This is a genomic window from Pseudomonas sp. CAN1 (genome assembly GCF_030462585.1).
GTDB lineage: Bacteria > Pseudomonadota > Gammaproteobacteria > Pseudomonadales > Pseudomonadaceae > Pseudomonas.
The window spans coordinates 149265-175501 of record NZ_JASMRU010000010.1 but is presented as its reverse complement, the minus strand read 5'-3'; the positions used below and the strand labels follow the sequence as shown (position 1 = coordinate 175501).

The 26237-nt window shown below is 67.3% G+C and carries 23 protein-coding genes; 11 read left to right on the top strand and 12 right to left on the bottom strand.

Annotation, left to right across the window (positions count from 1 at the left end; genetic code table 11):
• The 4 genes from hutU to QO207_RS16160 form a co-directional block, all read left to right on the top strand.
• On the top strand, positions 1 to 1085 hold a 1085-nt coding region (gene hutU, locus QO207_RS16175), incomplete at its 5' end, for a urocanate hydratase (protein WP_301533373.1).
• 10 nt (positions 1086 to 1095) lie between these two features.
• Complete coding sequence (locus tag QO207_RS16170; RefSeq protein ID WP_301533372.1) at positions 1096 to 2268, top strand: CaiB/BaiF CoA-transferase family protein; 1173 nt, start codon at positions 1096 to 1098, stop codon at positions 2266 to 2268.
• On the top strand, positions 2265 to 3410 hold the full coding sequence (locus QO207_RS16165) for an acyl-CoA dehydrogenase family protein (protein ID WP_301533371.1): 1146 nt from the start codon (positions 2265 to 2267) through the stop codon (positions 3408 to 3410). The genes QO207_RS16170 and QO207_RS16165 overlap by 4 nt, the downstream gene beginning before the upstream one ends.
• Before the next feature lie 107 nt (positions 3411 to 3517).
• On the top strand, positions 3518 to 4921 hold the full coding sequence (locus tag QO207_RS16160; protein ID WP_301533370.1) for a cytosine permease: 1404 nt from the start codon (positions 3518 to 3520) through the stop codon (positions 4919 to 4921).
• A 59-nt stretch (positions 4922 to 4980) separates the two neighbouring features.
• Here the strand turns inward: QO207_RS16160 and QO207_RS16155 are convergent, their stop codons facing one another.
• Genes QO207_RS16155 through QO207_RS16145 form a run of 3 tightly spaced genes read right to left on the bottom strand, consistent with a single transcriptional unit; the run spans position 4981 to position 7003 of the window.
• Complete coding sequence (locus QO207_RS16155) at positions 4981 to 5301, bottom strand: hypothetical protein (protein WP_301533369.1); 321 nt, start codon at positions 5299 to 5301, stop codon at positions 4981 to 4983.
• Positions 5298 to 5822 carry a thiamine pyrophosphate-binding protein gene (locus tag QO207_RS16150; RefSeq protein WP_301533368.1) on the bottom strand — a complete coding sequence of 175 codons (525 nt, stop codon included), beginning with the start codon at positions 5820 to 5822 and terminating at the stop codon, positions 5298 to 5300. The genes QO207_RS16155 and QO207_RS16150 overlap by 4 nt, the downstream gene beginning before the upstream one ends.
• Positions 5819 to 7003, bottom strand: a complete 1185-nt coding sequence (locus QO207_RS16145; protein ID WP_301533367.1) for a PepSY domain-containing protein — start codon at positions 7001 to 7003, stop codon at positions 5819 to 5821. Before QO207_RS16145 ends, QO207_RS16150 begins: the two co-directional genes overlap by 4 nt.
• Positions 7004 to 7302: 299 nt before the next feature.
• Here QO207_RS16145 and QO207_RS16140 point away from each other — a divergent pair, with 299 nt between their 5' ends.
• The 7 genes from QO207_RS16140 to QO207_RS16110 all read left to right on the top strand — a co-directional run bounded on the left by QO207_RS16140 (position 7303) and on the right by QO207_RS16110 (position 14643).
• Positions 7303 to 7923: a hypothetical protein gene (locus QO207_RS16140; RefSeq protein ID WP_301533366.1), complete on the top strand. Its 621-nt coding sequence runs from the start codon at positions 7303 to 7305 to the stop codon at positions 7921 to 7923.
• A complete protein-coding gene (locus QO207_RS16135; RefSeq protein WP_301533365.1) occupies positions 7920 to 8243 on the top strand; it encodes a transcriptional repressor in 324 nt (107 codons plus the stop codon). The genes QO207_RS16140 and QO207_RS16135 overlap by 4 nt, the downstream gene beginning before the upstream one ends.
• Before the next feature lie 17 nt (positions 8244 to 8260).
• Positions 8261 to 9436 (top strand): efflux RND transporter periplasmic adaptor subunit, encoded by a 1176-nt coding sequence (locus QO207_RS16130; RefSeq protein ID WP_301533364.1) that lies wholly within the window; start codon positions 8261 to 8263, stop codon positions 9434 to 9436.
• Complete coding sequence (locus QO207_RS16125) at positions 9430 to 11373, top strand: ABC transporter permease (RefSeq protein WP_301533377.1); 1944 nt, start codon at positions 9430 to 9432, stop codon at positions 11371 to 11373. The genes QO207_RS16130 and QO207_RS16125 overlap by 7 nt, the downstream gene beginning before the upstream one ends.
• Positions 11373 to 12743, top strand: coding sequence for an efflux transporter outer membrane subunit (locus QO207_RS16120; RefSeq protein ID WP_301533363.1), 1371 nt, complete (start codon positions 11373 to 11375; stop codon positions 12741 to 12743). The genes QO207_RS16125 and QO207_RS16120 overlap by 1 nt, the downstream gene beginning before the upstream one ends.
• A gap of 308 nt (positions 12744 to 13051) precedes the next feature.
• Positions 13052 to 14158 (top strand): NADH:flavin oxidoreductase/NADH oxidase, encoded by a 1107-nt coding sequence (locus QO207_RS16115; RefSeq protein ID WP_301533362.1) that lies wholly within the window; start codon positions 13052 to 13054, stop codon positions 14156 to 14158.
• Positions 14159 to 14313: 155 nt separating this feature from the next.
• Positions 14314 to 14643: a hypothetical protein gene (locus QO207_RS16110; RefSeq protein WP_301533361.1), complete on the top strand. Its 330-nt coding sequence runs from the start codon at positions 14314 to 14316 to the stop codon at positions 14641 to 14643.
• A gap of 249 nt (positions 14644 to 14892) precedes the next feature.
• Here the strand turns inward: QO207_RS16110 and QO207_RS16105 are convergent, their stop codons facing one another.
• From QO207_RS16105 to QO207_RS16065, 9 genes are all read right to left on the bottom strand, one after another.
• The gene (locus tag QO207_RS16105; protein ID WP_301533360.1) at positions 14893 to 15369 is read right to left on the bottom strand and encodes an ester cyclase; all 477 of its coding nucleotides are present in this window, start codon (positions 15367 to 15369) and stop codon (positions 14893 to 14895) included.
• Positions 15370 to 15455: 86 nt separating this feature from the next.
• A complete protein-coding gene (locus QO207_RS16100) occupies positions 15456 to 17318 on the bottom strand; it encodes an NAD(P)/FAD-dependent oxidoreductase (RefSeq protein ID WP_301533359.1) in 1863 nt (620 codons plus the stop codon).
• Positions 17319 to 17476: 158 nt separating this feature from the next.
• The gene (locus QO207_RS16095; RefSeq protein ID WP_301533358.1) at positions 17477 to 18901 is read right to left on the bottom strand and encodes a gamma-aminobutyraldehyde dehydrogenase; all 1425 of its coding nucleotides are present in this window, start codon (positions 18899 to 18901) and stop codon (positions 17477 to 17479) included.
• A gap of 256 nt (positions 18902 to 19157) precedes the next feature.
• A complete protein-coding gene (locus QO207_RS16090) occupies positions 19158 to 19964 on the bottom strand; it encodes an ABC transporter permease (RefSeq protein ID WP_192224871.1) in 807 nt (268 codons plus the stop codon).
• A complete protein-coding gene (locus tag QO207_RS16085) occupies positions 19954 to 20892 on the bottom strand; it encodes an ABC transporter permease (protein ID WP_301533376.1) in 939 nt (312 codons plus the stop codon). The genes QO207_RS16090 and QO207_RS16085 overlap by 11 nt, the downstream gene beginning before the upstream one ends.
• 13 nt (positions 20893 to 20905) lie before the next feature.
• A complete protein-coding gene (locus QO207_RS16080; protein WP_192210091.1) occupies positions 20906 to 21934 on the bottom strand; it encodes an ABC transporter ATP-binding protein in 1029 nt (342 codons plus the stop codon).
• A 244-nt stretch (positions 21935 to 22178) separates the two neighbouring features.
• Positions 22179 to 23324, bottom strand: coding sequence for a putative ABC transporter substrate-binding protein YdcS (gene ydcS, locus QO207_RS16075; protein WP_301533357.1), 1146 nt, complete (start codon positions 23322 to 23324; stop codon positions 22179 to 22181).
• A gap of 118 nt (positions 23325 to 23442) precedes the next feature.
• On the bottom strand, positions 23443 to 24939 hold the full coding sequence (locus QO207_RS16070; RefSeq protein WP_301533356.1) for a gamma-aminobutyraldehyde dehydrogenase: 1497 nt from the start codon (positions 24937 to 24939) through the stop codon (positions 23443 to 23445).
• A 235-nt stretch (positions 24940 to 25174) separates the two neighbouring features.
• Positions 25175 to 26086, bottom strand: coding sequence for a LysR family transcriptional regulator (locus tag QO207_RS16065; RefSeq protein ID WP_081517787.1), 912 nt, complete (start codon positions 26084 to 26086; stop codon positions 25175 to 25177).
• Between the last annotated feature and the right edge of the window lie 151 nt (positions 26087 to 26237).

The following is a 26237-nucleotide window of genomic DNA, read 5'->3' as shown; positions in this document are numbered from 1 at the left end:
AGTGCCAGCAGAGCCGCATCGACTTCCGCCTGGCCAGCCGCTATGTCGACGAGCAGGCCAAGGATCTGGATGACGCCCTGGCGCGCATCGCCCAGTACACCGCCGAAGGCAAGGCCATCTCCATCGCCCTGCTGGGCAACGCCGCGGAAATCCTCCCGGAACTGCTCAAGCGCGGCGTGCGCCCGGACATGGTCACCGACCAGACCTCCGCCCACGACCCGCTCAACGGCTACCTGCCGGCCGGCTGGACCTGGGAGCAGTACCGCGACCGCGCGCAGACCGATCCGGCTGCCGTGGTGAAAGCCGCCAAGCAGTCCATGGCCGTGCACGTCAAAGCCATGCTGGAGTTCCAGAAGCAGGGCATCCCGACCTTCGACTACGGCAACAACATCCGCCAGATGGCCAAGGAAGAGGGCGTGGCCAACGCCTTCGACTTCCCCGGCTTCGTCCCGGCCTACATCCGCCCGCTGTTCTGCCGTGGCGTCGGTCCGTTCCGCTGGGCCGCGCTGTCGGGCGATGCCGAGGACATCTACAAGACCGACGCCAAGGTCAAGGAGCTGATCGCGGACGATGCCCACCTGCACCGCTGGCTGGACATGGCCCGCGAGCGCATCAGCTTCCAGGGCCTGCCGGCGCGCATCTGCTGGGTCGGCCTGGGCCAGCGCGCCAAGCTCGGCCTGGCGTTCAACGAAATGGTCCGTAGCGGTGAGCTGAAAGCGCCGATCGTGATCGGCCGCGACCACCTCGACTCCGGCTCGGTGTCCAGCCCGAACCGCGAGACCGAAGCCATGCAGGACGGCTCCGACGCCGTGTCCGACTGGCCGCTGCTCAACGCCCTGCTGAACACCGCCAGCGGCGCCACCTGGGTTTCGCTGCACCACGGCGGCGGCGTGGGCATGGGCTTCTCCCAGCACTCGGGGATGGTGATCGTCTGCGACGGCACCGACGAGGCCGCGGCGCGCATCGCCCGCGTGCTGACCAACGACCCGGGCACCGGCGTGATGCGCCATGCCGACGCCGGTTACCAGATCGCCATCGACTGCGCCAAGGAGCAGGGCCTGAACCTGCCGATGATCACTGCCTGAGGAGCCGAGCATGAACAACGTGACTGAACTGCCGACACCGCAGCCGCTGATGGGCGTGCGCGTGCTGGACCTCAGCCGGGTACTGGCCGGGCCGCACTGCACCGCCATGCTCGCCGACCTTGGTGCCGAGGTGATCAAGTTCGAAGTGCCGGAGCATGGCGACGACAGCCGCCACTTGGGCCCGTTCAAGGATGGCGAGAGCGTCTACTTCGGCCTGATCAACCGCGGCAAGCGCAGTGTCGAACTGGACTTCAAGGCGCCCGCGGACCTGCAGCGCTTCTACCAGCTGGTAGCCGATGCCGACGTGGTGGTGGAGAACTTCCGCCCCGGCGTCACCCAGCGCCTGGGCATCGACTTCGACAGCCTCCGCCAGCACAACCCGAAGCTGATCTACGCGAGCATCTCCGGCTTCGGCCAGAACGGCCCGCTGTCGCGCCGGCCGGCCTATGACATCGTCGCCCAGGCGATGTCCGGGCTGATGAGCGTCAGCGGCTTTCCCGAAACCGGGCCGACCCGTAGCGGCGAGGCGCTGGGCGACTTGTGCGCCGGCGTCTATGCGGCCTGGGCGATCAGCAGCGCGCTGTTCGCCCGCGAGCACCAGGGCAGCAGTGCGCAGTACATCGACGTCGCCATGTTCGACGTGCTGGTCAGCCTGCAGATGACCGGCCTGTCCAACCTGTTCGCCCATGGCCGCGCGCCGGGGCTGGTGGGCAATCGCCATCCGGTGTCCACGCCTTTCGATACCTATCGCGCGGCCGATGGCCTGGTGGTGATCGCGGTGGCCAGCGACAAGCTGTTCCGGCGCTTCTGCGAAAGCATCGGCCGCGCCGAGCTGGCAGTCGATCCGCGCTTCGCCGATGACCCTTCGCGCACCCGCAACGAGCAGGCATTGCGCGCCGAGATCGAGCGCTGGACCGGCGCACGCAGCGTCGAGCAGGCCTGCGATCTGCTGCTGGATGCCGGGGTTCCGGCGTCGCCGGTATGGAACCTCGCCGAGGCCACCGGCAGCGAACAGGCGCAGGTGCGCCAACTGCTGGTGCAACCGGCCGACGGCCAGCCGCCGCTGGTGCCGCAACCTGTCCACTTCAACGGGCGCAAGCCCCATGCCGCTACGCGCGCGCCTCGCCTGGGCGAAGCCAATGCCGTGTTCGGCCTCGATAACCGTGCTGGAGCTGTCCAATGAACTTTGCAATCGACGCCACCGAACTGGCCATCGTCGACTCGGCCGAGCGTGTCTGCCGCGACGTGCTGGCCGCCAACGCGCAACGCTACGACGAAGAGGAAAGCTTCTGCGCGGAAAGCCTGCAGGCCCTCGGCGAACTGGGCTTCATGGGCATCAACCTGCCGGAGACCTATGGCGGCTTCGGCATCGGCAGCCTGGCCATGAGCCGGGTGGTCGAGGCGGTTTCCGCTGCCTGCGCCTCCACCGCTTCGGCGCTCACTGCGCACTTCCTCGCCACCGACTCGATCCTCATCGGCGGCAGCGAGGCGCAGCGCCAGGAATGGTTGCCGCGCTGCGCCTCCGGCGAACTGCTGGGAGCCTTCGGCCTGACCGAGCCGGCTGCCGGCTCCAACCCGGCGGACATGCGTACCCGCGCCGTGCCTGAGGAGGGTGGCTGGCGTATCCGTGGCAGCAAGCACTACATCACCAACGCCCGCGAAGCCGACTTCATCGTCCTCTACGCCAAGACCGATCCGGAAGCCGGCGCCCGTGGCATCAGCGCCTTCATGATTCCCAGGGGCACCGCCGGCGTCACCTTCGCCAACCCGGAAAAGACCATGGGCCTGCGCGGCAGCACCATCTACGAGCTGGCGCTGGATTGCTGGCTGCCCGCCGACGCACTGCTGGGGGAGGAAAACCAGGGCTTCCGCACCGCCATGGAAGTCCTCGACCGTGGCCGCGTGGAAGTTGCTGCCATGTCCTTAGGGGTAGCTCGCGCGGCGATGGAGTACGCGCTGAAGTGGGTGGACGAACGGCAGATCGGCCCCAAGCCGCTGTCGGCCTACCAGGGCACCCAGTGGCGCATCGCCGACATGCACGCGCAGTTCCAGGCGGCGCGCCTGCTGACCCAGCAGGCGGCGGCGCGGCGCGACAGCGGCGAGCGCTTCAGCCTCGAATCGGCCACCGCCAAGCTGTTCGCCGCCGAGGCCTGCGGCTTCATCACCGATGCCGCGCTGCAACTGCACGGCGGCTACGGCTACATCCGCGACCTGCCGCTGGAGCGCTTCGTGCGTGACGCGCGGATCCTGCGGATCTTCGAGGGAACCTCCGAGGTGCAGAAGATCATCATCTCCCGCGCCGTGCTGGATGCCGCCCGCCATTGACGGCAGGTACGGGGCGGCCGTCCGGGCCGCCCCGGCGAATCAGGAAACGCTGTGCATAACAACAACCGCGCCGCCGGGTGTCCGGTCGTGTGCGAGGAGAAAGCCCCATGGCTGGTAAGTCCCTGATCGAAACCCGTTCCATCGATTACATACCCGAGGCCGAGCGGCACGGCCGGCTGTTCAGTCAGTTCACCCTGTGGTTCGGCTGCAACCTGCAGATCACCGCGATCGTCACCGGCGCGCTGGCCGTGGTGCTCGGCGGCGACGTGTTCTGGTCGCTGATCGGCCTGTTCATCGGCCAGGTCTTCGGTGGCGTGGTGATGGCCCTGCACGGCGCCCAGGGGCCCAAGCTGGGCCTGCCGCAGATGATCTCCAGCCGCGTGCAGTTCGGCGTGTTCGGTGCGGTCATCCCGCTGGTGCTGGTGTGCGTGATGTATGTCGGCTTCAACGCCACCGGCACCGTGCTCGCCGGCCAGGCCATCGGCCAACTGGCCCACGTCAGCGATACGGTCGGCATCCTGATCTTCGCGGCGGTCATCGTCGTGGTGACAGTCTGCGGCTACCGGGTGATCCACCTGCTGGGCAAGGCCGCCAGCGTGCTGGGCATCGTCGCCTTCGCCTACCTGTTCGTGCGCCTGCTGTCGGTCAACGACATCGGCGTGCTGCTGGAGAATCGCCACTTCGCCTGGAACACCTTCCTGCTCGCGGTCTCCCTGGCGGCTTCCTGGCAGATCGCCTTCGGCCCCTATGTCGCCGACTATTCGCGCTACCTGCCCAGCCGCACCTCGTCACGCAAGACTTTCCTGGCCGTGGGCCTGGGCTCGGTGATCGGTTCGCAGACCTCGATGGTGCTCGGCGTGTTCGCCGCGGCGCTGGCCGGCAAGGCCTTCTCCGGCCAGCCGGTGGCCTATGTGGTCGGGCTGGGCGCCAGTGGCATGCTGGCTGCCGCGCTGTTCTTCAGCGTCGCCTTCGGCAAGGTCACCATCGCCACGTTGAACGCCTATGGCAGCTTCATGTGCATCGCCACCATCATCAGCGGCTTCCGCGGCCATCTGGAAGTTTCGCGCCTGCAGCGCCTGCTGTTCGTGCTGATCATCGTCGGCCTGTCCACCGGCCTGGCACTGGCGGGGCAGCACTCCTTCCTCGCCGCGTTCAAGTCGTTCCTGCTGTTCCTGCTGGCGTTCTTCACCCCGTGGAGCGCGATCAACCTGGTCGACTACTACTGCATCACCCGCGAGCGCTACGACATCCCGGCACTGTCCGATCCCGATAGCCGCTACGGTCGCTGGAACTGGACCGGCATCGGCGTCTACTGCTTCGGCGTGCTGGTGCAGATGCCCTTCATCGACAGCGGTTTCTATACCGGGCCGCTGGTGGAAGCGCTCGGTGGCGTCGACATCTCCTGGCTGATCGGGCTGTTGCTGCCGGCGCTGGCGTACTACCTGCTGGCAAGAAACGACCCGCGGCACGTGCCGACAGCCATCGTCTTGCCGGGATCGTCCGCGACCTGAGGTGCGGCGGCCGGGAGACTGGCGTCCCCGGCCGCAGCCCGGAAGCTGGAACCTGGAGCTCAGACGCCTTTGATCTCGCTCGGATCGACCTCGACCATGTACCCCGGCCCGACGTCGAAGAGGATGTAGAAATCCCCGCTCGGGCGCTTGAAGGTCAGGCTGGAGTCGGCGCCGAGCTTGCCGGGGATCAGTACCTGGTTGTCGCTGCCCATCACGTCCAGGGTCACGCCGGGTGCGGCGCTGCCGTCGGTGAAGCCGCCGACGCAGCGGATGGTCTCGGCGTCCAGCGCCGTGCATTCGCAGAAGGGCGCGTGGGCCAGGGCGCCGGCGCTGGCGCTCAGGCCGAGTAGCAGGGTGCTGTACTTGAAGATTACTTTCATGGGTTGCTCCGGGTCTTTTCCAGCCAGGCCACCAGCGAGGGCGACGCCTTGTCGAGAGGGACCTGCGCCTGGTGCACGGCGCCGTCCCAGCCTTCCACGGTCAGCCACAGTTCATCGGCCGGGGTGACGCGGGCCGGGATGGTGACTTCGGCGAACAACTGGTGCGGCGTGCCGGCGAACAGCCCGCCAGCGGCGCGCAAGCTGCGTGGCTGGCCGATGCGCAGGTAGGCGGCCTTCACCTGTGGATAACAGCTCTCGCAGAAGGCCAGGGTGAAGGCCTTGACGAAGCCGGCGCGGCCTTCGTCTTCCGGCTCGCCCACTTCCCACTCGGCCATGCGCGCGGTCCATGGGCCGACCTGCAGCGAACCGATCTCGCGCTCGCCCAGGCCGCGCAGGCCACGGTCGAGCCTTGCCTCGTGGAAGTAGTGCGGCATGAAGCCCAGGGGAATCAGCACCAGCAGGGCGCTGAGGTGGAAACGCCAGCGCAGCCACAGGCGGCGCAGCTTGCTGTTGCCGCTCATTGGCTGGCCTCCGGGGTGGCTGTGATGGTGATCCGCTCGCGGGCCTTCTGCTTCTTCAGCTCCTTGGCGGTGGCGATCAGGGTGCGCTTGCTCCAGATCATCAGGCCGCTGAGCACCATCATGCTGAGGATCAGGCCGAACACGAACCAGATCAGCTTGACCCACACGCCGCCGAAATCGCCGGTGTGCAGCGGGCGCATGGACTCGGTGACGAACTCCAGGCCCGAGCGGTCGCCCAGCAGGCGGGTCGAGGCCACACTGCCGTCATAGGGGTTCACCTGGGCGCTTTCGAACATCAGCGGGTACCAGGCCTTGCCGAAGATGGTCACCGGGTCGTAGGCGCTGGAGGGCAGGCGGAAGAAGTTCGGCTCGAAGCCGGGAATGCGCTGCTTGGCGACCAGCACGGCGGCGTCCAGGCCGATGCGCGGCGGTGCCTTGCCGTCCTCGCCCATGGGGATGCTGTCGCGCTGGATGATGGTCGGCACGCCCTCGCTGGAAATGGAGATGCTGTTGTCGTAGAGCACCGCCTGGATCAGGAACCAGGTGCCGGTGATGGAGATCACCGCGATGAACCAGATCGACCAGATGCCCATCAGCCGGTGCATGTCGCCCCAGAAGATGCGCGCGCCCTGGCGCAGGCGCAGGGTCGGCTTGAGGAAGCCGCGCCAGAAGCGCTTGTAGACCACCAGGCCGGTGACCAGCGACGCCAGCATCGGCAGGCCGAGCAGCGACACCAGGTACCAGCCCCAGCTGAAGCCGTGGGTGAAGGGCACCAGCCACCAGCCATGCAGGGCACGGGTGAACTGGCGGAAGTCGAACAGCGGCATCTTGCCCTGGATGACCCCGGTGTAGGGGTTCACGTAGAGCATGGCGGTGGCGCTGTCCGGGTAGGTGACGCTGACCCGCAACGCGAAATGCGTTTCGCTGGGCGCGCTGATCATGCGCACGGCGGCCTGCGGTTGCTGCTGGGCCATGGCGGCGAGCACCTGGTCGTAGCCCAGGCGCTGGGCGTCCTCGCTTGGCGGGTTGGCACGCACGGTGGGGTCGGCGAGCCAGACGATCTCCTGGCTCACCGTGGCCAGGGTGCCGGTGATGCACACCAGGAACACGAAGAACCAGATCGGCAGCGCCAGCCAGCTGTGGACCAGGAACCAGAGCCTGGAACGGGATTTCTTGGACATGGGGAATCACGGCCACAAAAAGAAGGACAAAGAAAATGCCCCCGCCGGATCAGGCCGGCGAGGCGCGAAGACACCAAGGAGCAGCGGTGTTCTAGCAATAAGGACGGATGAGATCGAAAAACCGGCCATTTGCAGTTGCAAACAAATGTTTCTGGGCGGTTTTCCCGGCCTTTTCGATTTCTTTACACATTTTCGGTGCGTGTTTTTTGCGTCTCATCCGTCTTGTATGTGAAAGCGATCGATTCGCAACGGATGCGAGCGGCTTTTTTCATGAGCGCCCCCACACAGGAGAACCCCGCATGAACTTTTCCCTTCGCCAGCCCTTGCTGCTGGCCGTCGCGCTGCTGTGTGCGCCACTGGCCAACGCGGACTACCTGTGGCTGGAACGCGGCGCCGGGCAGAGCGCGACCAGTTATTTCAGCGAGCTGCAGCCCGGCGAGCACCTGCCGGTGGCCCAGCTGCAGAACCCGCGCATCGTGCTGGGCGAAGGCAAGAGCGAGCCGCTCAAGGCCACGGTCGAGTCCTTCCAGATCGCCAGCCCGCCACCGGGTGACCTGCGCGTGGCCGCACAGCGTGCCGAAGGCAGCACCCTGACCATCTATCAGGCACGCGAGGGGCGCACGGATACCCGGGCGCAGAATGATCTGGAGCTGGTGCCCACCACGCCCGGCGGCAACACCTTCGCCCTGCACTGGAAGGGCACCGTGGTGCCGGCCTCGCAGGTCAACGTGTACACCTCCGAGCAATGGACCCGCAGCCTGAAGCCGGCGGCGGATGGCACCGTGACCCTGACCACGCCATTCCCGGCGCGCTACGTGCTGGAGGTGTCCGCCCAGGTCAACGGTGGCGCCAATGTCGATGGCAAGCGCTACGACAGCGTGATCCACGTTTCCACCCTGTCTTTCGAGGTGCGCAAATGAGAGCCGCGATCAAGGTCAGCAGCACCCCGGTACGCCCACGCCTGCCGCGCCCGGCCCGCCAGCTGCTGGAGCACGCCGGCCTGCGCAGCAGCCTGCCGCGCCTGAACATCCTCGATGCGCTGGTCATCTGCCGCAAGGCGACCGCCGTGGAGCTGCACGCCTTCCTGGAGGAGCCGGGCCTGCCCATCTCCCTCAGCTGCGTCAGCCAGACCCTGCGCCGGCTGCACCTCTCCGGCCTGCTCGAACGTGACGAGAACAAGCGCTACAGCCTGGCACCCGGAGCGGTGGCGGCCATGGGCAAGTCGAGCGAGTTGCACTGAAAGCAAGGATGTAGTGGATGGGACGGGGGAAGAAGGGCCGCCTGCTGACGCTGGCGGCCCTGTTGGTCGTTGTCGGGGGAGGGGTGGTCTGGGCGTTCGGTGGTGCCGATGTGCGCTACCAGACCCAGCCGGTGGCGCGGGGCGATGTCGAAGCGACGGTGAGTGCCATCGGCACGTTGCGGCCGCGTACCCAGGTGGAAGTCGGTGTGCGCGTCTCCGGGCAGATCGACCGCCTGCTGGTGAAGGCCGGCGACGTGGTGCAGCAGGGTCAACTGCTGGCCGAGATCGACCCCCGCATTCCGCAGGCCACGGTGGACGCCGGCAAGGCGCAGCTGGCTGACCTGCAGGCGCAGCTCGCCGAGCAGCGCGCGCAGCTGCAACTGGCGCAGCAGAAGCACGGCAGGCAGAAGCAGATGTACGCCGAGGGCTCCACGCGCCTGGAAGACCTGCAGGTGGCCGAGGCCGAGCGCAAGGTGTCCGTCGCACGCATCGACCAGATGCAGGCGAAGATCCAGCAGACCCGCTCGACCCTGAGCGCCGACCAGACCCAGCTGGACTACACCCGTGTCTATGCGCCCATTGCCGGCGCGGTGATTTCGCTGAAGGCCGAGCAGGGCCAGACCCTCAACGCCACCTACCAAACGCCGGCGATCCTGCGCATCGCCGACCTGTCGTCGATGACCGTTTGGACGGATGTTTCCGAAGCCGACGTCGGCCGCGTGCGCGCCGGCATGCCGGTGCGCTTCACCACCCTCGGCGGCGAAGGCCGCAGCTGGACCGGCAGCGTGCGCCAGGTACTGCCGGCGCCGGAAGAACCGAAGACCGAGGAAGGCAGCAGCTCTGGCCAGGCCAGCAGCGGCACCAGCAAGGTGGTGCTCTACACCGTGCTGTTCGACGTGGACAACGCCGACGGCGCGCTGATGCCACAGATGACCGCCCAGGTCACCTTCGTCAACGCGGCCGCCAAGGGCGTGCTCGCGGTGCCGCTGACCGCGCTGGAGGCCCTGCCGCAACAGCGCGGCCTGTACCGCGCACGGGTGCTCGATGCGGCCGGCAAGGCGCAGACCCGCGAGGTCCGCGTTGGCGTGCGCAACCGCCTGCAGGGCGAAGTGCTCGACGGCCTGGCCGAAGGCGAGGAACTGGTGCTCGGCGAACTGACCGCCCAGGAAGGGCCGCGGAGATTCACCTGGTGACCGCCCTGATCGAGCTGGATGGCATCGTCAAACACTATGGCGGCGGCGCCAGCCCGAAGGTCACGGTGCTGCACGGGGTTTCCCTGTGCATCGAGCCGGGCGAGTTCGTTGCCATCGTCGGTGCGTCGGGTTCGGGCAAGTCCACCCTGATGCACATCCTCGGCTGCCTGGATCGCCCCAGCGCCGGCAGCTACCGCTTCGCCGGCAATGACGTTGCGCAGATGGACAGCGACGAGCTGGCCTGGCTGCGCCGCGAGGCCTTCGGCTTCGTGTTCCAGGGTTATCACCTGATTCCCACCTGCAGCGCGCGGGAGAACGTCGAGGTGCCCGCGCTCTACGCCGGGCGCCCGGTGCAGCAACGCCAGCAGCGCGCCAGCGACCTGTTGCAGCGCCTGGGCCTGGGCGAGCGTCTGGACAACCGCCCCAACCAGCTCTCCGGCGGCCAGCAGCAGCGCGTCTCCATTGCCCGCGCGCTGATGAACGGCGGGCGCATCATCCTCGCCGACGAACCCACCGGGGCGCTGGACAGCCGCAGCGGCGAAGAAGTTATGGCGCTGCTCGACGAGCTGTCCGCCCAGGGCCACACGCTGATCCTCATCACCCACGACCGCGAAGTGGCGGCGCGGGCGCGGCGGGTCATCGAGATCCGCGACGGCCACATCGTCGCCGACAGCGGCGGGCAGGCTGGCGCGGCGGCGTTGCCCTTGCCGGACCTGCGCGACGCACGCCTGGCCGGCGGCGCCAGTTTTGCCAGCGACCTGCTGGAAGCGCTGCGCTCGGCCTGGCGGGTAATGTGGCTGAACCGCTTCCGCACCGCGCTGACCCTGCTGGGGATCGTCATCGGCGTGGCTTCGGTGATCGTCATGCTCGCCATCGGCCTGGGCACCAAGCAGCGCGTGGTGCAGCAGATGGCGTCGCTGGGCGCCACCATCATGTACGTCAGCGGCGACCACCCGCCCGAAGGTGGTCCCATGGGTGCGGTGACCCTCGACGATCTCGCCGCGGTGGCCGAGCTGCCGCAGGTGCGCCACGTCATGCCGGTGATCGGCAATGCCCTGACAGTGCGCTACGGCAACCTGTCCAAGTCGCTCTACACCTTCGCCACCACCGAGCAGATGCCGCTGATCCACCGCTGGCCGGTGGCCCAGGGGCGTTTCTTCAGCGCCGCCGAGGATCGCGAGCTGGCGCCTTTGGTGGTGCTCGGACACAAGGCCTGGCAGTACTTCTTCCCCGCCGGCGAGAGCCCGCTGGGGCGCCAGCTGCTGGTCGGCAATGCGCTGTTCGAGGTGATCGGGGTGATGAAGGAGAAGGGCGCCGATTCGGGAGTCGAGGACTACGACGAGATGCTCTTCATCCCCTTCGATTCCGGCCGCGCGCGGGTCTACAAGGGCATGACCGACCCGGAGTACGCGGTGATCGACGCCATGTCCCCGGCGCTGGTGCACCAGGCCGACGCGGCCATGCAGGAACTGCTGCTGGAACGCCACGGGCGCAAGGACTTCGGCGTCGGCAACGCCGCAGCCAAGCTGCAGGCCCAGGCCGAGGCGCAGGACAGCATGACCCTGATGCTCAGCTTGATCGCCGCGGTCTCCCTGCTGGTGGGCGGCATCGGCGTGATGAACGTGATGCTGATGACCGTGCGAGAACGTACCCGTGAGATCGGCATCCGGGTGGCCACCGGCGCGTGCCAGCGCGACATCCTCCGCCAGTTCCTGTCCGAGTCGACCCTGCTCAGCCTGGTGGGCGGCCTGATCGGCGTGGCCATCGGCCTGTCGATCGGCGCCGGCCTGCTGCTGGCCGGGGTGCCGGTGGTGTTCTCGCTCACGGCGATCCTCGGCGCCTTCGGCTGCGCGCTGATCACCGGGCTGGTGTTCGGCTACGCCCCGGCGCGGCAGGCGGCCCGGCTCGACCCGGTCGTCGCCCTGGGAGGCGAGTAATGCGCGCACGTCTTTCGCTGGTTTGCCTGCTGCTTGCCGGCTGTTCGTTGCAGGAGCCGGCGCCGCCTTCCGAAATCGCCGCGCCGCAGGCCTGGACGCGCAGCGCCGCCCCGGCCGCCGTGGAACTGGATGCACAGTGGTGGCGGCAATTCGGCAACGCCGAGCTGGATCAGTTGGTGGAACGAGCCGCCCGCGACAGCTACGACTTGCAGGCCGCCGAAGCGCGCCTGCGCCAGGCCGGCGCCAGCTTGCAGATCGCCGGAGCACCGATGTTGCCGGAGCTGAACGGTACGCTGAACGCTTCGCGCCAGGGCCGCCTGGGCGGCGATGCCGAGGTCGCTGGCAATAGCTTCGGCCTCGGCCTGCAGACCCGCTACGAGCTGGACCTGTGGGGCCGCAACCAGGCCCTGCGCGATGCTGCCCGTGCGCAATGGCAGGCCAGCGAGTTCGACCTGCACAGCGTGCACCTGAGCCTGACCGCTGCCGTCGCCACGGCGTGGCTGGAATACGCCGGCCTGGGCGAACGCCTGCGCATTGCCGGGCTGAACCTGAAGAACGCTGAAGACGTACTGGCTACGCTGGAATCGCGCCAGCGTGCCGGCTCGGCGATGCCGCTGGAACTGGCCCAGCAGCGCGCGCTGCTGGCCGGCTTGCGGGTGGAGCAGGCCGATCTGCGCCAGCAGGTGGCGCAGAGCCAGGTGGCGCTGGCCGTGCTACTCGGTAGCCCGCGCCCGGCCCTGCAGCTGCAACCGGCCGCGCTTGCCGAGCTGAAGGACCCGGATATCGCGGCGGGCGTGCCATCGCAGCTGCTGACCCGGCGTCCCGACCTGGCCCGCGCAGAGGCGCAGCTGCAAGGCGCTGCCGCTGACCTCGGGGCCGCCCGTGCGGCGCTGTTCCCGCAGCTCACGCTGGGGCTGGACCTGGGCAGCGGTGGCTCGCGCCTCGGTGATCTCACCGACAACCCGCTGTACCAGGTCAGCGGTGGGCTGGTCGCGCCGGTCTTCAACAACGGCCGGCTGAGCGGCCAGCGCGATCTCGCCCAGGCGCGCCAGGAAGAACTGCTGGCAGACTACCGGGCGGCGATCATCACCGCGTTCGGCGAGGTGGAGTCCGGCCTGGACGCCATCGCCGGGCTGGACGCCCGCCAGCAGGCCCAGGCCGAGCAGGTGCGCCAGGCCGAGCGCGCCTTCGAACTGGCCAACTCGCGCTACCGCGCCGGCGCCGAGGACCTGCTGGTGCTGCTGGACGCCCAGCGCACCCTCTACGCCGCCCAGGACGCCCTGGCCAGCCTGCGCCAACTGCGCCTGCAGGCCAGCGTGGCCTTGTACAAGGCTCTCGGCGGCGGCTGGCAGGCTAACGCCGAAGGGTAGGAGCCCGCTCCTACCTGGATAATATTGTGCCGGCCCAACCCTCTCCCCAGCCCTCTCCCTGAAGGGAGAGGGAGCTATCCGTGCCGGCTGACACTGTGGTTTCAGCCGGCACCAAACCAGTCCCCTCTCCCTTCAGGGAGAGGGTTAGGGAGAGGGAAGCCCGCGGCAAGGATTTTCAGAAGACGACAGTTGCCCCAGCGACGTTGCATGGATCAGGGAAAGCTGCCACCGATCATCGGAACCTATCCTTAGGCGATCCCGGTCTACAGTTGAAGTGACAAGTTCTGAAGACCCAAGGGAGTGCCACCATGAGCCAGTTGTTCGAGCCCCTGACCCTGCGCCAGCTCACCCTGTCCAACCGCATCGCCGTCTCGCCCATGTGCCAGTACTCCGCCCAGGATGGCCTGGCCAACGACTGGCACCTGGTGCACCTGGGCAGCCGTGCGGTCGGCGGCGCCGGTCTGGTGATAGTCGAGGCCACGGCCGTCGCGCCGGACGGGCGGATCAGTGCCGAGGACCTGGGCATCTGGAATGACGAGCAGGTCGAACCGCTGCGACGCATCACCCGCTTCATCGAATCCCAGGGCGCGGTCGCCGGCGTGCAACTGGCCCATGCCGGGCGCAAGGCGAGCACCTGGGCGCCGTGGCTGGGCAAGCACGGTTCGGTGCCGATCAGCGAAGGCGGCTGGACCCCGGTGGCGCCCTCGGCCATCGCCTTCGACCCGCAGCACACCGCGCCCATCGCTTTGAGCGAAGAGCAGATGGCGACCATCAAGCAGCAGTTCGTGCGTGGCGCCGAGCGGGCCCTGGCCGCCGGCTTCAAGATCGCCGAGGTGCATGCCGCCCACGGTTACCTGCTGCACCAGTTCCTCTCGCCACTTTCCAACCAGCGCCGCGACCAGTACGGCACCTGCTTCGAGAATCGCATCCGCTTCCTCCTGGAGGTGACCGAGGCCGTGCGCGCGGTCTGGCCGCAGGAGCTGCCGCTGTTCGTCCGCCTGTCGGCCACCGACTGGGTGGAGGACGGCTGGAACCCCGATGAGACCGTGGAGCTGGCGCGCCGCCTGAAGAACCTGGGCGTCGACCTGATCGACGTGTCCTCCGGCGGTACCGCGGTGAACGCCGAGATTCCGGTGGGGCCGGGCTACCAGACGCAGTTCGCCGAGCGCGTGCGCAAGGAGGCCGGCGTGGCCAGCGGCACCGTGGGGATGATCACCGAACCGGTGCAGGCCGAGCACATCCTGCGCACCGGCCAGGCCGACCTGATCCTGCTGGCCCGCGAACTGCTGCGCGACCCTTACTGGCCGCTGCACGCCGCCGACGAGCTGGGCGGCATGCAAGTGCCGTGGCCGGCGCAGTACCTGCGCGCCGCGCAACGCGGAACGCCCAAGCGCAAGGCGTTCGGCCAGGCTTGACCCTGTTCCTGGTCACGCGGGGAAGTCCGTGTGACCAGGAAGTCAGGAAAAGAATTGAAATGTGATATCTGTCGCAGCCCAGCACTCTGGTGCTAGTCTTGCCACGCTCGCGCAAGGAATGCGCAACTACCGATCGAGACACCCCAGGAGCACGCATGGACGCACCCGCAACGCCTGCTGTCATCCCGCAATCCGAAATCGCCCTGCTGGCGAACATCCTCGCCCTCGCCACCCGCAACATGTCCAACCTGAGCACGCTGATCACCCAGCTCTCCGTTGAACTCAGTCATAGCCCCGATGCGCACCTGCAAGGTGTCGGCCAGCGCGCGCTGGCGGACGTCGATGTGCTGGCGAAATCGCTGGATACCCAGTGGGAACTGATCGGCGCGCTGGCGCGTTTCTGCCCGCTGCTGTCGCGCACGCCGCTGGTGAAGCCGGCGCTGGTGACCGAGATCCATATCACCGAGTTGCCGCGACGCGGCTGATCGCCCCACGGCCAGATACGGACTGTAGGAGCGAGCTTGCTCGCGAACCGCACGGCACCGGCGTCTCCGGCGAAAACGGTTCGCGAGCAAGCTCGCTCCTACGAAAAGAACCCTTGGGCGGATGKCGGATAACCCGTTCCGGGTTATGCGCCCTACCTTTCTGGAGGCCTGCGTAGGAGCGGATTTATCCGCGATGCTATCCAGCGGCGACGAGCCTATCGCGGACGGAGTCCGCTCCTACGAAGAGCCTTACCAGCCGAGCTGCTTGTGCAGACCGAGGGCGTCGTAGTAGTCGCCCTGGTAGACGATCTTGCCGCCCTTGACCTTTACGTAGCTCACGCCGTCGAACGAGATGGCCTTGTTGGTCGCCGGGGTCTGGGCGTCCCAGGCGCCGGTGTTGGTGCCGCTGAAGGTCCACTGGAAGGCGATGCCGTCCTTGTCGACGATCGGCTTGCCGTTCATCTTCCACTTGAGGTCCGGAACGGCCCCGACGAACACCTTGATCACATTGTCGCGCGCGGCTTCGCGGCCCTTCTGCGGGGTGCCGACGGTGACGTCGAAGTACTCCGCATCCTTGGCCAGGTAGCCGGCGGCCTTCTCGGCATCGTGGGCGTTCCACGCGGCCATGTAGGCATCGACTATCTGTTTGGGCGACTCTGCCGCCTGCGCGAGGCTGGCAAAGGTGAACAGCGACAGCAGGTAGAACGCTCTGACGAGGTGACGCATGCTTGCCTCCGTTGCGGGCGTGCCCGCGGGTTGTCGGCCGGACGGCCGTTTTTGGTGGCGCCACGCCGGGCGTGGCGCCTGATGGATCAGCCCAGTTCGCCCACCGCGCGCCAGGCTTCGTCGATGGCTGCGTGGGCATAGGCGTCCCAGGCGGCATCGGAGTTGGCGATGGTGACGTTGCCGACCTTGGTGCGGGCCAGGTTCATCAGTTTTTCGCTCTCTTGCTCATCATCGAAGAGGCTGTTGGAGAAGTACGAATAGCCGTGCGACCAGCGGTTGATGGTGATCGCCTGGATATCCTTCTGATGGTCGAAGCCGGCCGGGCCGAGCATGGCCTGCAGCTGGTCGCGGATCATGCCTTCCATGTACTCGAAGCTCATGCCGTAGAGCTTGCCGCGGCCGACGCGGGCCTGGGTGCGTGCGTCCATGCCGGCGTTGGGGCTGGTGGGCACGTAGACCATGTGCAGGCCGATGGGCTGATTCGGGTCGCGCGGGTGGCTGTAGCCGCCGATGTCCACCGGGTAGTCCAGCTTGACGCGGCTGTACGGTTGGCTCGGCGCGTAGATCTCGTGCACGCCCAGCTTCATGAAGCTCTGCCAGTTGCGGATCACCACCTTGGTGTACACCAGCGGGAACTTCACGTTCTGCGCCAGGGCGTGGCTCTGCTCGGCGGAGAGGTCGCGCAGGATGTAGGGGATGATCATGTTGTAGCAGGCCAGCACGCAGTGCTTGGCGCGCACGCGATGCAGGGCGCCGGCACGGCTGTAGCCGATGTCCACGCCGCCGTCGCGGTTCTTCACGCTGACGGCGGTGCTGTTCAGGCGCAGGTTCACGGCGTTCTTCGGCTGGTCCAGCTTCGAATAGTCGAAGGTGGCCAGGACGATGTCGTTCATGTCCTTGCCCGGCGCCACGCCCGGAATCAGGCCACGCACCAGCAGGCGCGCCAGCGAGGCGTTGCCGTCGGGGAAGTGGTAGATGTACGGCTCTTCCATCTCCGCCTTGGCTTCTTCGCTGATGGGCGAGAGGTCCATGGCGGCGAAACCGGGGAAGCCCACGGAGTAGGCCGAGTCGGCGGGGACGGCGTCGATGCTCAGCGCCGAGAAGTCGTTGGTGCGACAGAGGAAGTAGCGCGTGGCGGCTTCGCTCAGGCCGACGTCCTTGCGCAGGAAGTCCTGGTAGCTGGTCTTGGCCAGGTGCGCTTCCTTCTCTTCGCGGGTCTTGCCGGCGAGGTAGTCCCTGGGCGCCTCGTGCAGGTCGATCAGCGCCTGGCGATCGGCCTCGGGCAGCGGGAAGTCGGAGATGAACGCGCGCCAGCTGCGGGCGTTGAGTTTTTCCGGGGCGATGTCGTCGGCCACCATGGGCGTCGGGTCGCCGGACACCATCTTCGCTTCGCCGAAGCCGGCCTTGTCGAAGAACACGCCGCGGGACAGGCCCAGGTTCGGGTAGAAGTCACGGTCGAAGGCGGTCTCGAAACGGTCCACGTCGACGTTGAGCTGCTTGAGCAGCTTGTTCACCGTGTCGCTGTACAGGTGCTTGGGCGACTGGAAGGCTTCGCTGCCGCCGTAGCCGAGGATCATCCGGCCGCCGGCCTGGAATTCGTTGCGCTTGGCGTGGCCGCCGAAGTCGTCGTGGTTCTCGATGATCAGCACGCGAGCGTCGGGGTGCTGCTGCCGATAGAACCAGGCCGCGGACAGGCCGCTGATGCCGCCGCCGACCACCACCAGGTCGTACTGCTCCTCGATCTTCAGGCCGTCGGTGTCGAACACCTTCTTCTCCCAGCCCATCTGGTGCGCGACCTCGAACGCGCCGGGATGGCTGCCGCGCATGCCGGTGAGGGCGGGCGGGTAGTAGCGGCCGGAGGGTGCGGCCTGGAGAAGTTGCAGCGGGGTGAGGCCCGCGCCGATGGTGAGGGCGACGCCGTTGAGGAAGTCGCGACGGGTGATGGTCATGGGAAGTCCTTGCAAGGTGATGGCCCGGGGCAGGGGCTGTCATGGTTTTGCCCTTCCATCCGGAAGGGGTTGCGGCATGCGTGGCCGCGCGGCGGTCCCGGTCGAGCGGGGCGCCGTAAAGCATCGGGCCCTCGTGTGAGGGCCCGACTTGTTACTGCTTAATGTTTGATCATGACGTGACGGATCGCGGTGTAGTCTTCGAGACCGTACATCGACATGTCCTTGCCGTAGCCGGACAGCTTCATGCCGCCGTGGGGCATCTCGGTGGTCAGCATGAAGTGCGTGTTGACCCAGGTGCAGCCGTACTGCAGGCGGGCGGACAGGCGATGGGCGCGGCCGATGTCGCTGGTCCACACCGAGGAGGCCAGGCCGTAGTCGGAGTCGTTCGCCCAGGCCAGCGCCTGTGCTTCGTCGTCGAACTCGGTGACCGAGACCACCGGGCCGAAGATTTCGCGGCGAACCACTTCGTCGTCCTGGCGCGCGCCGGCGAGTACGGTCGGCTCGAAGAAGAAGCCCGCACGGTCGGCACGCTTGCCGCCGGTGACCACTTCGATGTGCGGCACCTGGCGGGCGCGCTCGACGAAGCCGATGACGCGCTCCAGGTGCTGCTCGGTGATGACCGGGCCGAGCTCGGTGTTCGGGTCGTCCTGCTCGCCGTACTGGATGCTGCCGACGGCTTCGCCGAGCTTCTGCACGAACTTGGCGTAGATGCCCTTCTGCGCATAGATGCGGCAGGCGGCGGTGCAATCCTGCCCTGCGTTGTAGAAGCCGAAGGTACGGATGCCTTCCACGGCGGCGTCGATGTCGGCGTCGTCGAAGATCAGCACCGGGGCCTTGCCGCCCAGTTCCATGTGCATGCGCTTCACGGTGTCGGCGGTGCCGGCGATGATGCGGCTGCCGGTGGCGACCGAGCCGGTCAGCGACACCATGCGCACTTTCGGGTGGGTGGTCAGCGGCTCGCCGACGGTTGGGCCGCGGCCGAACACCAGGTTGACCACGCCGGCAGGGAAGATGCCGGCCATCAGCTCGGCCAGGCGCAGGGCGGTCAGCGGGGTCTGCTCGGAAGGCTTGAGCACCACGGTGTTGCCGGCGGCCAGGGCCGGGCCGAGTTTCCACGCGACCATCATCAGCGGGTAGTTCCACGGCGCGATGGAGGCGACCACGCCCACCGGGTCGCGGCGGATCATCGAAGTATGGCCCGGCAGGTATTCACCAGCGGCGGAGCCCTGCATCACGCGGCAGGCGCCGGCGAAGAAGCGGAACACGTCGGCCACGGCCGGCAGCTCGTCGTTCAGTGCGGCGGAGAAGGGCTTGCCGCAGTTGTTGGATTCCAGACGGGCCAGTTCCTCGGCGTTGGCGTCGATGGCGTCGGCCAGTGCCAGCAGGAGCAGGGAGCGGTCCTTCGGCGCGGTCTGCGACCAGCTGTCGAAGGCGGCGTCGGCGGCCAGCACGGCGGCGTCGACCTGGGCCGGGGTGGCCTCGGCGATTTCCACCAGGGTGGTACCCAGCGACGGGTTCAGGACGGCGAGCTTCTCGCCTTCGCCAGCGACCAGTTGGCCGTTGATCAGCAGATTGGTTTGCATGGGTGAGTCCTCTAGTTCGGGAGCGTGGTGCGAGTTCGGTTCAGGTGGTTCTTTTTAGGGGCCTGCCGGTTGTCATGGTCGGCGGGCCTGAGGGGTTCTGTGGGTTGGGAGCGGGGGCTTTTCCCTCTCCCCCCGCCCTCTCCCTGAAGGGAGAGGGAGCCGTCCGTGCCGGCTGAAATCGTTGTTTCCTCCTGCGCCGATCCAGTCCCCTCTCCCTTCAGGGAGAGGGTTAGGGAGAGGGCGCACGGCACCCAACTTACTTGCCGCTCCCCGCCACGCCCTCGCCACCCTTGGTCAGGTAGTAGGCGCCGAGGATCGGCAGCATGGTCACGATCATCACCAGCATCGCCACCACGTTGGTCACCGGCACGTCGCGCGGGCGGCCCAGCTGGTTGAGCAGCCAGATCGGCAGGGTGCGTTCATGGCCGGCGGTGAAGGTGGTGACGATGATCTCGTCGAAGGACAGCGCGAACGCCAGCATGCCGCCCGCCAGCAGCGCCGAGCCGAGGTTGGGCAGGATCACGTAGCGGAAGGTCTGCCAGCCGTCGGCGCCCAGGTCCATCGAGGCTTCGATGAGGCTGTGCGAAGTACGGCGGAAGCGAGCGATGACGTTGTTGTAGACGATCACCACGCAGAAGGTGGCGTGGCCGATGACGATGGTCAGGAAGCCCGGCTCGATGCCGAGGGTCTTGAACGCCGACAGCAGCGCGATGCCGGTGATGATGCCGGGCAGGGCGATTGGCAGGATCAGCATCAGCGAGATGCCTTCCTTGCCGAAGAAGTCGCGGCGGTACAGCGCGGCCGCGGCCAGGGTGCCGAGGAACATGGCGATCAGCGTGGCGACGCTGGCGATCTTCACCGACAGCTCGATGGCTTCGAGCACGTCCTGGCGCGCGAAGGCGACGCTGAACCAGTGCAGGGTGAAGCCCTTGGGCGGGAAGCTGAAGGCGGCGTCCTCGGTGTTGAAGGCGTACAGGAAGATGATCAGGATCGGGAAGTGCAGGAACACCAGCCCGCCCCAGGCGGCCGCTTTCAGGCCCCACGAAGCTTTCTCAGAGTGCATCGAAGGCCCCCAGACGTTTGACGATGGACAGGTACACGGCGATCAGCACGATGGGCACCAGGGTGAACGCGGCGGCCATTGGCATGTTGCCGATCGCGCCCTGCTGGGCGTAGACCATGCTGCCGATGAAGTAGCCCGGCGGGCCCACCAGCTGCGGCACGATGAAGTCGCCCAGGGTCAGGCTGAAGGTGAAGATCGAGCCGGCGGCGATGCCGGGGATCGACAGCGGCAGGATGACCTGGAAGAAGGTCTGCCGCGGGTGCGCGCCGAGGTCGGCCGAGGCTTGCAGCAGCGACGGCGGCAGGCGCTCCAGGGAGGCCTGGATCGGCAGGATCATGAACGGCAGCCAGATGTACACGAACACCAGGAAGCGCCCGAAGCTGGAGGTGGACAGGGTGTTGCCACCGACGCCCGGAATGCCCAGCAGCAGGTTCAGCACCGGCTCCAGGCCCAGGTGCTGGACGAACCACATGGCGACGCCGCCCTTGGCCAGCAGCAGGGTCCAGGCGTAGGCCTTGACGATGTAGCTGGCCCACATCGGCATCATCACGGCGATGTAGAAGAACGCCTTGGTCTTGCCGGTGGTGTAGCGCGCCATGTAGTAGGCGATGGGGAAGGCCACCGCGCCACTGGCGATGGACACCGCGACGGCCATCAGCACGGTGCGCTGGATGATGTCGAAGTTGGAGCCACTGAGCAGCGAGCCGAAGTTGGCCCAGGTCAGGTCCGGCGTCACCGTCATGGTGAAGTCGTCGAAGGTGTAGAAACCCTGCCACAGCAGCGTCAGCAGCGAGCCGAGGTAGATCGCGCCGAACCACAGCAGCGGCGGGATCAGCAGCAGCGAGAGGTACAGCGTCGGCTTGCGGTAGAGCAGGTTGCACAGGCGGCGCAGCGGGCCATTGCTGGCCTGCGGCAGCGCTGCATTCATCGTCAGTTCCATGTCACGCGCCCTCGTTCAGCACCACCATCGCCTCGCGCGCCCAGCGGGCGGTCACGCGCTGGCCCGGCTGGTGGGCGAGGTCGATGTCGGCCCACTGGCTGTTGGCCTGGCTGAGGCAGAGGTTCTGGCCGTTGTCGAGACGGATCTCGTAGCGGGTCGCCGCGCCCTGGTACTGGATGTCGTGCAGCAGGCCGCTGATCTCGATGTCCGAGGCGCTGCGCTCGCCATTGGCGAAACGGATGTGCTCGGGACGGATGGAGAAGGGCTGGGCGTTGCCGGTCAGGCCCTGGGCGAGGTCGCCGCGCAGTACGTTGGAGGTGCCGACGAATTCCGCTACGAACGGGGTGGCCGGTTTCATGTAGAGGTTGCGCGGGGTGTCGACCTGTTCGATGCGGCCCTTGTTGAACACCGCGACGCGGTCGGACATGGACAGCGCTTCGCTCTGGTCGTGGGTGACGAAGATGAAGGTGATGCCCAGCTGGCGCTGCAGCTTCTTCAGCTCGCTCTGCATCTGCTCGCGCAGCTTGAGGTCCAGCGCGCCGAGGGGTTCGTCCAGCAGCAGCACGCGCGGGCGATTCACCAGGGCCCGGGCCAGGGCCACGCGCTGGCGCTGGCCGCCGGAGAGCTGCACCGGCTTGCGCACGCCATAGCCGCCCAGGGCGACCATGCCGAGGGCTTCTTCGGCGCGCTTGAGGCGTTCGGCCTTGCCGACGCCTTTCACCTTCAGGCCGTAGGCGACGTTCTCCAGCACGCTCATGTGCGGGAACAGCGCGTAGTCCTGGAACACGGTGTTGACGTCGCGCTGGTAGGGCGGCAGGCCGGCGGCCTCCTCGCCATGGATGCGGATGGAGCCTGCGCTGGGTTGCTCGAAGCCGGCGATCAGGCGCAGGCAGGTGGTCTTGCCCGAGCCCGACGGGCCGAGCATGGAAAAGAACTCGCCGTCCTTGATGTCGATGGACACCCGGTCAACGGCCTTGACGTCGCCGAACTGGCGGGAGACCTGGGTGAATTGAACAGCGGGAGTGGTCATGGTGCACGCTCCAAGGGGCAGGAATCCGGCGTAGGGGAGCCCTGCCCGTGAATCTGAGATACGGGTGAATCGGTACGGATGTGGTTCGCGGGTGGGCGTTGCGCCGAACAGCTCCCTCTCCCTTCAGGGAGAGGGTTGGGGAGAGGGCGGCCGGGCATCGGAGCCAGCGGCATCCCCCTCTCCCCCAGCCCCTCTCCCTGAAGGGAGAGGGGAGCCAGTCAGGCGTTCGGGAAAAATCCCTGCCTTAGCGGCCGCCCATGATCCCGATGTAATCCTGGGTCCAGCGGCTGTACGGGACGAACTTGCCGCCCTCGGCCACCGGGGTCTTCCAGAACGCGATCTTGTCGAACTGGTTGTAGCCGTTGGTGGCGCAGCCTTCGCCGCCCAGCAGGGTGCTGGCCTTGCAGCCTTCGGGCACGGCCGGCACGGAGCCGAACCAGGCGGCCACGTCGCCCTGGACCTTGGGTTCCAGCGACCAGTTCAGCCACTTGTAGGCGCAGCTCGGGTGCTGGGCTTCGGCGTGCAGCATGGTGGTGTCGGCCCAGCCGGTGACGCCCTCTTTCGGGAACACGGTGGCGATCGGCTGACCTTCGGCCTTCAGGGCGTTGGCCTGGTACGGCCAGGCGCTGGAAGCGGCGACGCCTTCGTTCTTGAAGTCGCTCATCTGCACGGTGGTGTCGTGCCAGTAGCGGTGGATCAGGTCATGCTGCTTGCGCAGCAGTTCGACCACGGCGGCGTACTGTTTTTCGTCGAGCTGGTAGGGGTCGGTGATGCCCAGCTCCGGCTGGGTCGCCTTCAGGTACAGCGCGGCGTCGGCGACGTAGATCGGGCCGTCGTAGGCCTGCACGCGGCCCTTGTTCGGCTTGCCGTCGGGCAGGTTCTGGGCGTCGAACACGACCTTCCAGCTGTCCGGCGCGGTGGGGAATATCTTGGTGTTGTACATCAGCAGGTTTGGGCCCCACTGGTACGGCGCGCCGTAGGTCTTGCCGTTGACCACGTACCAGGCGGCGTCCTTCAGGCGCGGGTCGATGTTCTTCCAGTTGGGGATCAGCGACGGATCGATCGGCTGCACGCGCTTGCCGTAGATCAGGCGCAGGGAGGCGTCGCCGGATGCGGTGACCAGGTCGTAACCGCCCTTGGCCATCAGGCTGACCATCTCGTCGGAGGTGGCGGCGGTCTTCACGTTGACCTGGCAGCCGGTGTCCTTCTCGAACTGGGTGACCCAGTCGTAGTTCTTGTCGGACTGGCCGCGCTCGATGTAGCCGGGCCAGGCGATGATGTCCAGGCGGCCTTCGCCCTTGCCGACTTCCTTCAGGGCCTCGGCGGCCTGGACGCCGGCGCTGGCCAGCAGGGCGGTGGTGATGGCACTGAGCAGTGCTGTCTTGCGCATCGGGTGTCTCCCTCTCGTTGTTGTCTCTATTGGTGGGGCAGTTCAATCGAGCAACAGCCCTCGGACGGCTTGGCGTCGGGGCGTTTCTTATGTGCCGACGGGCGACCCGCCGGGTGGTTCAATCCAGTTGCTGGCCGTGGCGCGCCATGATGTGGCGCACCACGCTGTAGTCCTGCAGCGAATCGCTGGACAAGTCCTTGCCGTAGCCCGAGCGCTTGAGCCCGCCGTGGGGCATCTCGCTGGCGAGCATGAAATGGGTGTTGATCCAGGTGCAGCCGTACTGCAGGCGGTTGGCGATCTGGAAGGCCTTGTCCAGGTTCTGCGTCCACACCGAGGAGGCCAGGCCGTATTCAGAGTCGTTGGCCCAGTCCACCGCCTGTTCCAGCTGGTCGAAGCGGGTCACGGTGACCACCGGGCCGAACACCTCGCGCTGGACGATTTCGTCCTGCTGCTTGCAGCCGGCCAGCAGGGTCGGCTGGTAGTAGAAACCGGGGCCCGAATGCACGGCAGCGCCGGTGACGCGCTCGATGTGCGGCTGGCCGAGGGCGCGTTCGACGAAGCTGGCGACGCGGTCGCGCTGGCGGGCGCTGATCAGCGGGCTGATCTCATTGTCGGCATCGCGCTTGCGGGCGAAGCGGATGCTGGCCACGGCGTCGCCCAGTTCGGCGACGAGGCGGTCATGGATGCCGGCCTGGGCATAGATGCGGCAGGCGGCGGTGCAGTCTTGCCCGGCGTTGTAGTAGCCGTGGGTGCGCACGCCCTGGACCACCGCTTCGAGGTCGGCGTCGTTGCAGACGATCACCGGCGCCTTGCCGCCCAGTTCCAGGTGGGTGCGTTTGAGGGTGCGCGCGGCGGCCTGGAGAATCTTCTGCCCGGTGACGATATCGCCGGTCAGCGAGACCATGCGCACCTTCGGGTGGCTGACCAGGTGGCTGCCGACGCCTTCGCCGCCGCCGCAGACGATGTTGATCACGCCGGCAGGGAGGATCTCGGCGAGCGCCGGGGCCAGCGCCAGGATGCTCAGCGGGGTGTGCTCGGACGGCTTGAACACCAGGGTGTTGCCGGCGGCCAGGGCGGGGGCGATCTTCCATGCGGCCATCATCAGCGGGTAGTTCCACGGCGCAATCGAGGCGACCACGCCGACCGGGTCGCGACGGACCATGCTGGTGTGGCCGGGCACGTATTCGCCGGCGAGCTGGCCCTGCTGGCAGCGCACGGCACCGGCGAAGAAGCGGAACACGTCGGCGGTGGCCGGGATGTCGTCCTGGCGCGCCAGGTGCAGCGGTTTGCCGCAGTTCAGCGATTCCAGCTGGGCGAGGTCGTTCGCGCGCTTGTCGATGGCATCGGCGATGGCGAGCAGGGCGGTGGCGCGCTGGGCGGGCGTGGTGCGGGCCCAGGCGGGGAAGGCGCGGTGCGCGGCAGCGATGGCGTGCTCGACCTGGTCCAGGGAGCCGTCGGCAATGCTGATGAGGGTTTCGCCCGTGGTCGGGTTGATGATCGGCTCGGCCATGCCTTCGCCGGCGACCAGTTGGCCGTCGATCAGCAAGGCGGTATGCAGGGGTGCACCGGTCATCTTGGAAACTCGTCTTTTATCTGTCTTGTTTTCGGTGGCCATGTGCGTGCTCCGAGTGGGGCGATACCCGGAGCTGGCCCTTTGTATGAAGGCAGAGACTAGAGTCCGGGCGTGGGGTCGACAAATTCTAATTACTGAAAGCGGCGTTCGATTAAATCGAATGGCTGACTTTGCTGCACTGAACCCGTGGGGCGGATAACGCCTCAGGCGTTATCCGCCATCAGCGTCGCTCCGAATCCTGGCGGCGGATAACCGCAAGCGGTTATGCGCCCTACGTTCAAATGGACAGCTTCTTCGCGTTGGGCTGCTCGCGGGCCACGGTGAGGAACGGGTCCACCAGCGGTGGCCGCGCGGTGCCGCGACGCCAAGCCAGCCCGACGTCCAGCGGTTCGGAAAGGTCCACCAGCGGACGCGCCTCGATGATGTCGCCTTCCAGCGACCAGGGACGGTAGGTCATGTCCGGCTGGATCGACAGCCCCAGGCCTGCGGCCACCAGGCTTCGCACCGCCTCCACCGACGCGGTGCGCAGCGTCACCTGCGGCACCAGCCCGGCGCGCGACCAGATGCGCTGGGTATGCAGGCCCATCTCGTCGGCGTTCAGCTGGATCAATGGCTCGCCGGCCACATCGGCCAGGCCGATGCTGTCGCGCTCCAGCAGCGGGTGCTGCGCCGGCAGCCAGAGGCGGTGCGGCGAGTGGGTCAGCACCTCGGTCTGCAGGGCGTGGCGGTCTTCCAGGTTGGAGAGGATCAGCACGCCGACGTCGATCTCGCCGCTCACCAGCAGGTGCTCGATATACGGGCGTTCGTCCTCCACCACGCGGGTCTGCACGTTGGGGTAGGCGCGCTGGAAACGGTTGATCAGGTCCGCCAGGTAATAGCCCGCCACCAGGCTGGTCACGCCGATGGTCAGGCTGCCGGCGACCTGGTCGGTGCTCTGCTGCAGGCTGCGCTTGGCGTTCTCCACGGTGGCCAGGATCAGGTGCGCCTGGCGCAGGAACTGGTGGCCCTGGTGGGTCAGCGTCATGCCCTTGGCGTGGCGATCGAACAGGCGCACGCCGATCTCTTCTTCCAGTTGCTGGATGGCGAGGGTCAGGGTGGACTGGGAAATGAACACCGCCTGGGCGGCGGCGGAGATCGAGCCGGTCTCGGCGACGGCGATGAAGTGGCGAATCTGACGGAGCGTCATCATGGGCGGTTGGCCGCTTGCGAAGTCGGTGGAGCGCTCGAAGCCGCGAGCCAGAGCATTGTCTAGCCGATCTCGGCGCTTTTCATTGTTGATTATCGAAAATCTATAGGAGCATTCTTTTTAATCGAATGAAAGCGGCCCATTTGCCCTGCGG

Coding starts and splice junctions, on each gene's coding strand:
- QO207_RS16170 (WP_301533372.1), top strand. CDS start 1,096: ATGAACAACGTGACTGAACTGCCGACACCGCAGCCGCTGATGGGCGTG.
- QO207_RS16165 (WP_301533371.1), top strand. CDS start 2,265: ATGAACTTTGCAATCGACGCCACCGAACTGGCCATCGTCGACTCGGCC.
- QO207_RS16160 (WP_301533370.1), top strand. CDS start 3,518: ATGGCTGGTAAGTCCCTGATCGAAACCCGTTCCATCGATTACATACCC.
- QO207_RS16155 (WP_301533369.1), bottom strand. CDS start 5,301: ATGAAAGTAATCTTCAAGTACAGCACCCTGCTACTCGGCCTGAGCGCC.
- QO207_RS16150 (WP_301533368.1), bottom strand. CDS start 5,822: ATGAGCGGCAACAGCAAGCTGCGCCGCCTGTGGCTGCGCTGGCGTTTC.
- QO207_RS16145 (WP_301533367.1), bottom strand. CDS start 7,003: ATGTCCAAGAAATCCCGTTCCAGGCTCTGGTTCCTGGTCCACAGCTGG.
- QO207_RS16140 (WP_301533366.1), top strand. CDS start 7,303: ATGAACTTTTCCCTTCGCCAGCCCTTGCTGCTGGCCGTCGCGCTGCTG.
- QO207_RS16135 (WP_301533365.1), top strand. CDS start 7,920: ATGAGAGCCGCGATCAAGGTCAGCAGCACCCCGGTACGCCCACGCCTG.
- QO207_RS16130 (WP_301533364.1), top strand. CDS start 8,261: ATGGGACGGGGGAAGAAGGGCCGCCTGCTGACGCTGGCGGCCCTGTTG.
- QO207_RS16120 (WP_301533363.1), top strand. CDS start 11,373: ATGCGCGCACGTCTTTCGCTGGTTTGCCTGCTGCTTGCCGGCTGTTCG.
- QO207_RS16115 (WP_301533362.1), top strand. CDS start 13,052: ATGAGCCAGTTGTTCGAGCCCCTGACCCTGCGCCAGCTCACCCTGTCC.
- QO207_RS16110 (WP_301533361.1), top strand. CDS start 14,314: ATGGACGCACCCGCAACGCCTGCTGTCATCCCGCAATCCGAAATCGCC.
- QO207_RS16105 (WP_301533360.1), bottom strand. CDS start 15,369: ATGCGTCACCTCGTCAGAGCGTTCTACCTGCTGTCGCTGTTCACCTTT.
- QO207_RS16100 (WP_301533359.1), bottom strand. CDS start 17,318: ATGACCATCACCCGTCGCGACTTCCTCAACGGCGTCGCCCTCACCATC.
- QO207_RS16095 (WP_301533358.1), bottom strand. CDS start 18,901: ATGCAAACCAATCTGCTGATCAACGGCCAACTGGTCGCTGGCGAAGGC.
- QO207_RS16090 (WP_192224871.1), bottom strand. CDS start 19,964: ATGCACTCTGAGAAAGCTTCGTGGGGCCTGAAAGCGGCCGCCTGGGGC.
- QO207_RS16085 (WP_301533376.1), bottom strand. CDS start 20,892: ATGAATGCAGCGCTGCCGCAGGCCAGCAATGGCCCGCTGCGCCGCCTG.
- QO207_RS16080 (WP_192210091.1), bottom strand. CDS start 21,934: ATGACCACTCCCGCTGTTCAATTCACCCAGGTCTCCCGCCAGTTCGGC.
- ydcS (WP_301533357.1), bottom strand. CDS start 23,324: ATGCGCAAGACAGCACTGCTCAGTGCCATCACCACCGCCCTGCTGGCC.
- QO207_RS16070 (WP_301533356.1), bottom strand. CDS start 24,939: ATGGCCACCGAAAACAAGACAGATAAAAGACGAGTTTCCAAGATGACC.
- QO207_RS16065 (WP_081517787.1), bottom strand. CDS start 26,086: ATGATGACGCTCCGTCAGATTCGCCACTTCATCGCCGTCGCCGAGACC.